At 62.2% G+C, this 9,059-nt stretch carries 10 protein-coding genes; 5 read left to right on the top strand and 5 right to left on the bottom strand.

The annotated features are described in order from the left end of the window. Window positions 1-102: 102 nt before the first annotated feature. From ACW4TB_RS13465 to ACW4TB_RS13455, 3 genes are all read right to left on the bottom strand, one after another. Window positions 103-600 carry a GreA/GreB family elongation factor gene (locus tag ACW4TB_RS13465; RefSeq protein WP_012316309.1) on the bottom strand — a complete coding sequence of 166 codons (498 nt, stop codon included), beginning with the start codon at window positions 598-600 and terminating at the stop codon, window positions 103-105. A gap of 201 nt (window positions 601-801) precedes the next feature. Next, on the bottom strand, window positions 802-2,655 hold the full coding sequence (locus ACW4TB_RS13460; protein ID WP_279932728.1) for an Lnb N-terminal periplasmic domain-containing protein: 1,854 nt from the start codon (window positions 2,653-2,655) through the stop codon (window positions 802-804). A gap of 74 nt (window positions 2,656-2,729) precedes the next feature. Beyond that, a complete protein-coding gene (locus tag ACW4TB_RS13455) occupies window positions 2,730-3,218 on the bottom strand; it encodes a DUF3015 domain-containing protein (RefSeq protein ID WP_012316307.1) in 489 nt (162 codons plus the stop codon). A 251-nt stretch (window positions 3,219-3,469) separates the two neighbouring features. On the opposite strand from ACW4TB_RS13455, the gene ACW4TB_RS13450 reads away from it, so the two are divergent. From ACW4TB_RS13450 to ACW4TB_RS13430, 5 genes are all read left to right on the top strand, one after another. Further along, entirely contained in the window at window positions 3,470-5,908 is a 2,439-nt protein-coding gene (locus ACW4TB_RS13450; RefSeq protein WP_012316306.1) for a Lon protease family protein, read from the top strand. Window positions 5,909-6,071: 163 nt separating this feature from the next. After that, window positions 6,072-6,410: a PA4575 family protein gene (locus tag ACW4TB_RS13445; RefSeq protein ID WP_012316305.1), complete on the top strand. Its 339-nt coding sequence runs from the start codon at window positions 6,072-6,074 to the stop codon at window positions 6,408-6,410. 201 nt (window positions 6,411-6,611) lie between these two features. Then, window positions 6,612-7,100 (top strand): TIGR00645 family protein, encoded by a 489-nt coding sequence (locus ACW4TB_RS13440; protein WP_012316304.1) that lies wholly within the window; start codon window positions 6,612-6,614, stop codon window positions 7,098-7,100. A 144-nt stretch (window positions 7,101-7,244) separates the two neighbouring features. Then, entirely contained in the window at window positions 7,245-7,550 is a 306-nt protein-coding gene (locus ACW4TB_RS13435; protein ID WP_012316303.1) for a DUF6482 family protein, read from the top strand. 85 nt (window positions 7,551-7,635) lie between these two features. Next, entirely contained in the window at window positions 7,636-8,253 is a 618-nt protein-coding gene (locus tag ACW4TB_RS13430; RefSeq protein ID WP_012316302.1) for an FKBP-type peptidyl-prolyl cis-trans isomerase, read from the top strand. Window positions 8,254-8,370: 117 nt separating this feature from the next. On the opposite strand, the gene ACW4TB_RS13425 is transcribed toward ACW4TB_RS13430, so the two are convergent. Beyond that, the gene (locus ACW4TB_RS13425) at window positions 8,371-8,616 is read right to left on the bottom strand and encodes a PA4570 family protein (RefSeq protein ID WP_012316301.1); all 246 of its coding nucleotides are present in this window, start codon (window positions 8,614-8,616) and stop codon (window positions 8,371-8,373) included. Between the two features lie 82 nt (window positions 8,617-8,698). Then, window positions 8,699-9,040: a zinc ribbon domain-containing protein YjdM gene (locus tag ACW4TB_RS13420; protein ID WP_012316300.1), complete on the bottom strand. Its 342-nt coding sequence runs from the start codon at window positions 9,038-9,040 to the stop codon at window positions 8,699-8,701. Window positions 9,041-9,059: the final 19 nt, after the last annotated feature.

The raw sequence follows: 9,059 nt of genomic DNA, 5'->3' as shown, positions 1-9,059 counted from the left end.
CTGCGAACAGTCAGAAGCCGGCTTTAGGTCCCACCCACCCCTTCGAGTCCTACCATACAAGCCGGCTTGCCGGCGAATGGGCCGCGCAGCGGCCCCTTTGTTTCAGGCCTCACCCACGATATCCATCACCTCGATCACCTGATCCCCCGCCGGGCGCCGCCACGTCACTTCATCCCCAGGCCCTGCGCCCAGCAATGCCCGCCCCAATGGCGACCCCCAATTGATCAGCCCCCGGCTGGCATCGGCTTCATCTTCCCCAACCAGTTGCACGGTCTGTTCCTGCCCCTGCTCATCGGCAAACCGCACGCGGCTGCCAATCTGCACCTTGCTGTTCGAAGTAGCGGCGGGCACCACCTGCGCGCTCTGCACCCTGGCGCTGAAATAGCGCAAGTCACGCTCGGCATCGGCCAGCCGTTGCTTGTCGCCCTGTTCGCCCTGGGCCTGCAGCTCGGCACGCAAGGCATTGAGGTCGGCCACGCGCTGCTGCAGCTGGCGCAGGCCATTGGTGGTGACGTAGTTGGGCTGGTCGCTGACGTGCCGCTCCACCGGCTGGTCGGCCTGGGCGGCGGCTTGGTCCTCGTTGACGAATGCGCGGCTCATAGGGACCTCCTTTTGCTCAAAACAGCGTGAAAGAGCCGGTGGGTTCACACTCGCCGGCCTTGATGCGGCCGTCGTAGGAGCGGCCTTGTGTCGCGAAAGGGCTGCGCAGCGGCCCCGGCATTACTTGCCACGCCATAGGCCTTGGGGCCGCTGCGCGCCCCCTTCGCGACACAAGGCCGCTCCTACGAAGAGCAGGGCGCGTCAGTAGTGATACCACTTCAGCTCCAGCATCACCTCATTCTGTGCAGTAGCCAGGTGGCTGAACTCCCGCGAAGCACTCAGCCTCAGCCCCAGGTTCTGGCTGATCTCCCACTGCTGGTTCAGGCTCACACTGCGCCGCACTTCGCCATTGGTGAAGTAATCGCCTTTGGCTTCCAGTGTCATGTTGCCCAGCCCGTTGCGCCACAGCAGCCCGCCATTGAACCCCGCCGCCGGGGCGATGAACTGGGCGAAGTCGTTATGGTGCTCGACCCGCACAGTGCCCAAGGCAAAGCCCAGCAGCCCATCGGCCAACTGCCAGGTGCCGCCGGCACCGCCGTTGACATGGCTTACCAGCACTTCGTCGTCATGCTTGCCCGGCACCCGCTCCAGGCCACCGGCGACCTGCCACGACCAAGGCTTGAGCAGTTCGTTGCGAGGTGTCAGCGAACGAATGGTGGCCAGGTCCAGGCGTTGCACCTGCCAGTCGTTGCCTTCGTACTGGCGCACCTTGAGCTGCAGGATTTCGATCTGCGCGCCCAGCGGGAAGCCGTAGGCATTGTCGTTCAGGTCGTGATACGCCATGCGCAGCCCGTATTCGGCATAGGCGCGGTCTTCCCGGGTGCCGACGCCAAGCTGCCAGGTGCGTGAGTCGTGCCCGTCCTCGGGCAGGCCTGGGCGTTCGATCTGCAGGGGCGGTGGCGGGTTGCGGTTTATCGCCCGCAGCAGCTCGAAGCTGCGCCGTGCCTGGCCGGGGTCGCGCTCCTGGCCGTTGGCTCGGTAACGTTCCAGGCGGTACGCGGCATCCTGCACCAAGGCCTGGCGCTCGCGGGGCAGGGCGGTGAATGCCGGGCTCTGCAACTGCGCAGTGTCGGAACTGACGGCCAGCACCTGGCGTTTCTCATCGAGGTCCAGCGGTTCGGCCCGGGCCAACAATTCCCGTTCTCGCGAGGGCCGGTAGGTTTCGCTGGCGACCATACCCGACTGTTTCACGGCCTTGACCGTGTCGGTGGGGATCGCGGTCAGCGGAAACTGCGAGGTCAGGTCCAGGCTCGGTCGCGCCACTTGCAGCAATTCCAGCAGGCGGTAGGAGCAGTTTTCGTCGAAGAAGAAGTAATCGAACTGGACCTGCTTGAGTTCCCACACATGCTCGACCATGCGCCCGGTTTCCTCCGGCGTCAGGTCCAGCTGGTACTCCCACAGGTCGCGGTTTTCCAGGCTGCGGTATTCCGACAGTTTTTCCTGGTAGGGCATCAGGGCAAACAGCCCGGGATAGCCGCCCATCAGACCCTTCCAGGCATACAGGATGCTGTTGTCGCTGCCTTCGATATAGGCGCCGAAGTTGATGGCATAACTCAGCAGCGTGGTGTCGTCGCTGCGGGTGTTGGACTGGTCGATACGCAGCAGGGTATGGCCGAACATCGACGACGGGCTGTTCAGGTAAGCCGCCGGGAAGATCAGTGCCGCGCTGTGGGGGTCGACCGATTTGTACCAGGTCTTGAACTCCTGGCAGTCCGGCTGCGGCAAACCTTGCAGGCCCAGTTGCTCGGTCAGCCAGCGGGTGCGTGCGGGGAACACGCATTGGGCATGCTTGTCGCCCAGGCTGGCCGGGGCATACAGCGCTTGCACCGTAGCCCGCAGTTCCTGGTCCGGGTGGTGCGCACCGTCCTCGGCGAGGAAGAATTTGCGGTCGTCTACATAGCTGCGCCAGCCGCCGAGCTTGGCGGTTTCGTAGTGGCCCAGGGCAATCCAGTAGGGGGTATTGGCCAGTTGCTGGAGACGGCCTTCATCCAGCGCAGGCGCGGCATGAACAGGGGCGCAGGCACACAGCGCCAGGTAAGCGAGGCGTTTGAGCATGTCGGGCAACTACTTCTTAACGATGCCGATAAAAAGGCGAAAACCCGCCCCGAGAGGGGCGGGAGCAGCTGCGCTTAGGCCTCGGTAGCGTACTTGGCCAGGCGTGGGTCGTTCTTCAGAACGGCCAGGGTGTTGCTGTGGACAGTTTCGGCATTTACGTCGGCGCTGCTGAAGATCTGGTTGAAGTGCTGGTGGGTGACCGAGTTGAAGTAGCCGCGGTCTTCCGGCGCCACACCCAGTACCACCGCGTAGGTGGTGAGTGCTTCGCCCTGGCCCATGGCCATGTCTTCGGACAGTTCGTTCATCATGCCATTCATGGCAAACCAGGACTTGCCGCCATAGGTCAGCGAGGCCTTGGTGGAGCAGCCGTTGGTGCCGGAGGTCATGCCGAAGGTGGCGTTACCGGAAGTACCGTTGGTGGTGGATGCCAGGAAGTGAGCCGGCGTGCCGCGCTGGCCTTCGAACAGCATGTTGCCCCAGCCGCAGTTCGGGCCGCCTGGCGCTTCGGCCATGGCATTGAGGGAGACCACGGTGAACAGAGTACCCAGAAGAATCCGTTTCATAGCATTTGTTCTCTATTTGTCTTAACCAAGGGTCAGGGTTGCTGGCAACTCGGTTGCCAGGTCGGGAAAGCTTTTCACCCACCCGCGCAGCTTGGAGTTTAGGCACGATCTAAAGGTTGCGTCGTTGATTGCGAAAAATTTGCTTGGGTCGTTAATCGATACTGCGACATAAAGTCCCGCTGAGCCTTGCAAGGCGCGCGCGGGCAGCGCCAGAATGCTGCGTATCTGCCCCGCCGAAGTAAGGAAACCCAATGCCCGATCCCGTCGCTGCGCGCCTGCGTCTCGCGCCTGAAGCTTTGACCAGGCGTTTTTCCCCCGAGCAGTTTGCCTTTGCCAATACCGACGATCTGGAGCCGTTTCGCGGAGTCCTGGGCCAGGAACGTGCAGTTGAGGCCCTGCAGTTTGGGGTGGCCATGCCACGCCCCGGTTACAACGTGTATGTGATGGGCGAGCCCGGCACCGGGCGCTTCTCGTTCGTCAAACGCTACCTCAAGGCCGAGGGCAAGCGCCAGCAGACCCCGGCCGACTGGGTCTACGTCAACCACTTCGATGACACCCGCGAGCCACGGGCACTGGAGCTGCCGTCGGGTAGCGCTGCAGAGTTCATCAGCGACATGGGCGGCCTGATCGACAACCTGCTGGCGACGTTCCCGGCGGTGTTCGAGCACCCGTCCTATCAGCAGAAGAAGGGCGCCATCGACCGCGCCTTCAACCAGCGTTACGACCGCGCCCTGGATGTCATCGAGCGCGCCTCGCTGGAAAAGGACGTGGCCCTGTATCGCGACGCCAGCAATGTCGCCTTTACCCCGATGGCCGACGGCAAGGCCCTGGACGAAGCCGAATTCGCCCAGCTGCCGGAAGAGGTCCGCGAGCAGTTCCACGAGGACATCGCCTTCCTTGAGGAGCGCCTCAATGAAGAACTGGCCAGCCTGCCACAGTGGAAGCGCGAGTCGAACAACCACCTGCGCCAGCTCAACGAAGAAACCATTACCCTGGCCCTGCAGCCTTTGCTGGCGCCGCTGTCGGAAAAGTATGCCGAGAACGCAGCGGTGTGCGCCTACCTGCAATCGGTGCAGTTGAACCTGCTGCGTACCGTGGTCGAGCAACTGGTCGATGACAGCAAGACCGACGCCGTGGCGCGCAAGCTGCTCGAAGAGCAGTACGCCCCAAGCCTGGTGGTCGGTCACCACGCCGTCGGTGGCGCACCTGTGGTGTTCGAACCGCACCCGACTTACGACAACCTGTTCGGGCGGATCGAATACAGCACCGACCAAGGGGCGCTGTACACCTCCTATCGCCAGCTGCGCCCGGGCGCCCTGCACCGTGCCAATGGTGGCTTCCTGATCCTTGAAGCGGAGAAGATGCTCGGCGAGCCGTTCGTCTGGGATGCGCTCAAGCGCGCCCTGCAGTCGCGCAAGTTGAAGATGGAGTCGCCGATCGGTGAGCTGGGCCGCGTCGCCAGCGTCAGCCTGCAGCCGCAGATGATCCCGCTCAACGTCAAGCTGGTGATCATCGGCTCGCGTCAGCTGTACTACGCATTGCAGGACCATGATCCGGACTTTCAGGAGATGTTCCGGGTGCTGGTGGATTTCGACGAAGACATGCCGATGGTCGACGAGAACCTCGAGCAGTTCGCCCAGCTGTTGCGCACCCGCACCAACGAGGAGGGCATGGCGCCGTTGACCAGCGATGCGGTGGCGCGCCTGGCCACCTACAGCGCGCGGCTGGCGGAAAACCAGTCGCGCCTGTCGGCGCGTATCGGTGACCTGTTCCAGTTGGTCAGCGAGGCCGATTTCATCCGCCAGCTGGCCAGTGACGAAATGACCGACGCCGGGCACATCGAGCGTGCGCTCAAGGCCAAGGCCACACGCACCGGGCGCGTTTCGCAGCGCGTGCTCGATGACATGCTCGCCGGCATCATCCTGATCGACACCGAAGGCGCGGCTATCGGCAAGTGCAACGGCCTGACCGTGCTAGAGGTCGGCGACTCGGCGTTCGGCATGCCAGCGCGCATTTCCGCCACTGTCTACCCGGGCGGCAGCGGCATCGTCGACATCGAGCGCGAGGTCAACCTCGGCCAGCCGATACACTCCAAGGGGGTGATGATCCTCACCGGTTACCTGGGCAGCCGCTATGCCCAGGAATTCCCCTTGGCGATTTCCGCGAGCATTGCCCTGGAGCAGTCCTACGGCTATGTGGACGGTGACAGTGCCTCGCTGGGTGAGGCGTGCACGCTGATCTCGGCATTGTCGCGCACCCCGCTCAAGCAGTGCTTCGCGATCACCGGCTCGATCAACCAGTTCGGTGAAGTGCAGGCGGTGGGTGGGGTCAACGAAAAGATCGAAGGCTTCTTCCGCCTGTGTGAGGCCCGCGGCCTGACGGGCGAGCAGGGGGTAATCATCCCGCGTGCCAACGTGGCGACATTGATGCTCGATGAGCGTGTGCTGCAGGCGGTCGAGAACGGCGTGTTCCACGTCTATGCGGTCAGCCAGGCTGACGAGGCGCTGAGCCTGCTGGTGGGTGAAGACGCCGGGGAATTGGACGAGCAGGGTCAGTTCACCGAAGGCAGCGTCAACGCCCGGGTTGTCGAGCGCTTGCGCGAGATCGCCGAGATGATTAGCGAGGAAGACATCGAGAAGGCGGAGAAGGAACGCCTGGAAGAGGTGATTGCCCAGGCCAAGCCAGCCTGAGTCAATAAATCGGCGCTGGCGGCCATGTGCTACCGTTCAGCGCCGGTTTTCCATCTTTTTACGCCGCTATTCTATGCTGGAACTTAGGACGGCATCAGGGTTCAGGATGGAAACAGCCCGAACGTTTCGAGCTGAACACGGCTTATTGGAGGGGGACGCGGCCATGCGCAACCTCTGCCTTACTCGCCAGTGCCTGGGCCTGGTGACGCGTATCGAATGCAGTATTCGCCCGCTGGCCGGTGATAACGGCATGTGGACCTTGCTGTTCGCTGCCGGCATGGCCGGCGAGCAACCCTCAGCCATCAAGGCCCAAGGGCCGTTCCATGGGCCGTTGGTGGCCGAGTCGGTGCTCAACGCCATTGTCGACAGCCTGACCCTGCATGGGTACCAGGTGGCCGAGGATCCGCAGATCTGGTGCCTGCACCTGCAAGCGCAGTTGCGCCGGATCAACGGTGAACGTTGTCGCAACCTGGGGGATTACCAGTTCCACCCTGAAACCTGAGTGCCTCTTCTGGCCCAATCGCCGGCAAGCCGGCTCCCACTGGGGCCTCACTGCTTACCAGGGCAGTGGTGTACCTGAGGTAGCCGGCTTGCCGGCGGTTGCGCTGTACAGAAGCCCCCTTCAGGCCGGGCTTTTGCTGTAACAGGTGGCTGGCTATACTCGGCGTCGCTTTTTTAGTCACCTGACGAGTCCCAACCCTCCATGGAACGTATTCTCGAAAACGCGATGTATGCCTCGCGCTGGCTGCTCGCCCCCATCTATTTCGGCCTGTCCCTCGGTCTGTTGGCCTTGGCGCTGAAGTTTTTCCAGGAAGTCATCCACGTCCTGCCCAACGTCTTTGCCCTGAGCGAAGCCGACCTGATCCTGGTGATCCTGTCGCTGATCGACATGTCGCTGGTAGGCGGCCTGCTGGTCATGGTGATGATCTCCGGCTACGAGAACTTCGTCTCGCAACTGGACATCGACGATAGCAAGGAGAAGCTCAACTGGCTGGGCAAGATGGACTCTTCGTCGCTGAAGATGAAGGTCGCTGCCTCGATCGTGGCCATTTCCTCCATCCACCTGCTGCGGGTGTTCATGGACGCGCAGAACATTTCTACCGATTACCTGATGTGGTACGTGATCATCCACATGACCTTCGTGGTGTCGGCGTTCTGCATGGGCTACCTGGACAAAGTCACCAAGCACTGAGTCCTTTGGGGCCCCATCGCCGGCTTGCCGGTGCTGGGGCCAGCGCGGCTCAACTGACGAGCGGCGTCAGTTATGCCTTGTGTATTCCCAAGTCCTGTACAAAAAATGAGCACTCATGCCTGGTTCCAGCAGCGAGGTGCTCTCATGAACCTGCATCAGCTCAATACCGAGGCCAGGGCCGGCCATGTCGACGAATTGAACCTGATCGCCATCGAAGGTGGTGATTATCTGCTCGAGGCCCGCATCAAGGGCCACGCCCACCCCTTGGCTGATACCCGTGGTGAACGCCTGCGTGTGCACTCGGTGGAAGACGCCCGCAAGTTGCTGCAAACCATCCCGATGGTCTCGATGAACCTGGTGCATTGGTCCGTGCAGGACGAAATGTGCGGCATGGGTTCGCATCCCGAAGAAGACCTCAAGGTACCCATCTCCCAGCGTTCGGCCTGGTAGCTGCTCGCAGCTTCCCAGTGTGCTAGGCTGCTCGCCCTTTTCATCAAGGGCGCGGCTGCACTGCGCCCTGCAGTGGAGCACGACAATGTCCGAACTCAACCTGTCCACCGACGAAACCCGCGTAAGCTACGGCATCGGCCGTCAGCTGGGCGGCCAGCTGCGCGACAACCCGCCACCGGGCGTCAACCTGGAAGCGATCGTGGCCGGCCTGACCGACGCCTTCAACGGTGCCGACAGCCGCGTCAGCGAAGCCGACCTGTCGGCCAGCTTCAAGGTCATCCGTGACGTGATGCAAGCCGAAGCCGCTGCCAAGGCTGAAGCCGCGGCTGCCACCGGCAAGGAATTCCTGGCCGAGAACGCCAAGCGCGAAGGCATCACCACCCTCGCTTCGGGCCTGCAGTTCGAAGTGCTGACCGCTGGCGAAGGCGCCAAGCCGACCCGCGAAAGCAACGTGCGTACCCACTACCACGGCACGCTGATCGACGGCACCGTGTTCGACAGCTCCTACGAGCGTGGCCAGCCTGCTGAATTCCCGGTCGGTGGTGTGATCGCTGGCTGGACCGAAGCCCTGCAGCTGATGAATGCTGGCAGCAAATGGCGCCTGTATGTGCCGAGCGAGCTGGCCTACGGCGCCCAAGGCGTTGGCAGCATCCCGCCGCATAGCGTGCTGGTATTCGACGTCGAACTGCTCGACGTTCTGTAATGCCTCTGGGGCCGCTTTGCGGCCCATTCGCGACACAAGGCCGCTCCTACAGGCCCATGATGCTCTTGTAGGAGCGGCCTTGTGTCGCGAACGAGGGCAAAGCCCTCGCAATGCCGATCAATTCCAGTCTGTTCCCACCGGGCGCAATGCCCGCGCATAGCAAAACAGGAACAGATTACGCACCAGCTCCTTGAGCACCACCGGCTCACTCGAGTTCAGCCCGCTCATGTCCAGGTCGCCTTGGTCACGCAGTTCGTCGAGCGCTTCTTCTTCGAGCACAGCGCACACTTCGCCGGTTTCGCGATGCAGGATGCGCAGGTAAGGATGGGGACGGTCCAGCCAAGCGTCGATCAGATAAGTCATGGCTATTCTCCTTGGATAGCAGTCCAATGAGAATAATTCTTATTATCAAAATAGCAAGAGACTATTGGCTGTTTTTATGTAATCAGACCTTGCGCACGAATTCCGACTTCAGCTTCATGGCGCCAATGCCGTCGATCTTGCAGTCGATGTCGTGGTCGCCGTCGCACAGACGGATGTTCTTGACCTTGGTGCCGACCTTTACCACCAGGGAGGAGCCCTTGACCTTGAGGTCCTTGATCACGGTGACGGTGTCGCCGTCCTGCAGCACGTTGCCCACCGAATCCTTTTTCACCACGTCATCGCTGCCGGCATCGGCTTCGCCGTTGGCCGACCACTCGTGGGCGCATTCAGGGCAGATCAGCTGGGTGCCATCCTCGTAGGTGTATTCAGAATTGCATTTGGGGCAGGGCGGCAAAGTGCTCACTTCGGTTCCTTAAACAGAC

It is taken from the genome of Lelliottia jeotgali (assembly GCF_977070485.1).
The sequence above is the reverse complement of the archived record's forward strand: the minus strand, read 5'-3'. Positions and strand labels throughout refer to the sequence as shown.

What these genes read in the sequence shown, in the direction of transcription:
- ACW4TB_RS13455 (WP_012316307.1), bottom strand. Translation starts at nt 3,218, where the DNA reads ATGAAACGGATTCTTCTGGGTACTCTGTTCACCGTGGTCTCCCTCAAT.
- ACW4TB_RS13450 (WP_012316306.1), top strand. Translation starts at nt 3,470, where the DNA reads ATGCCCGATCCCGTCGCTGCGCGCCTGCGTCTCGCGCCTGAAGCTTTG.
- ACW4TB_RS13425 (WP_012316301.1), bottom strand. Translation starts at nt 8,616, where the DNA reads ATGACTTATCTGATCGACGCTTGGCTGGACCGTCCCCATCCTTACCTG.
- ACW4TB_RS13430 (WP_012316302.1), top strand. Translation starts at nt 7,636, where the DNA reads ATGTCCGAACTCAACCTGTCCACCGACGAAACCCGCGTAAGCTACGGC.
- ACW4TB_RS13460 (WP_279932728.1), bottom strand. Translation starts at nt 2,655, where the DNA reads ATGCTCAAACGCCTCGCTTACCTGGCGCTGTGTGCCTGCGCCCCTGTT.
- ACW4TB_RS13445 (WP_012316305.1), top strand. Translation starts at nt 6,072, where the DNA reads ATGCGCAACCTCTGCCTTACTCGCCAGTGCCTGGGCCTGGTGACGCGT.
- ACW4TB_RS13440 (WP_012316304.1), top strand. Translation starts at nt 6,612, where the DNA reads ATGGAACGTATTCTCGAAAACGCGATGTATGCCTCGCGCTGGCTGCTC.
- ACW4TB_RS13465 (WP_012316309.1), bottom strand. Translation starts at nt 600, where the DNA reads ATGAGCCGCGCATTCGTCAACGAGGACCAAGCCGCCGCCCAGGCCGAC.
- ACW4TB_RS13435 (WP_012316303.1), top strand. Translation starts at nt 7,245, where the DNA reads ATGAACCTGCATCAGCTCAATACCGAGGCCAGGGCCGGCCATGTCGAC.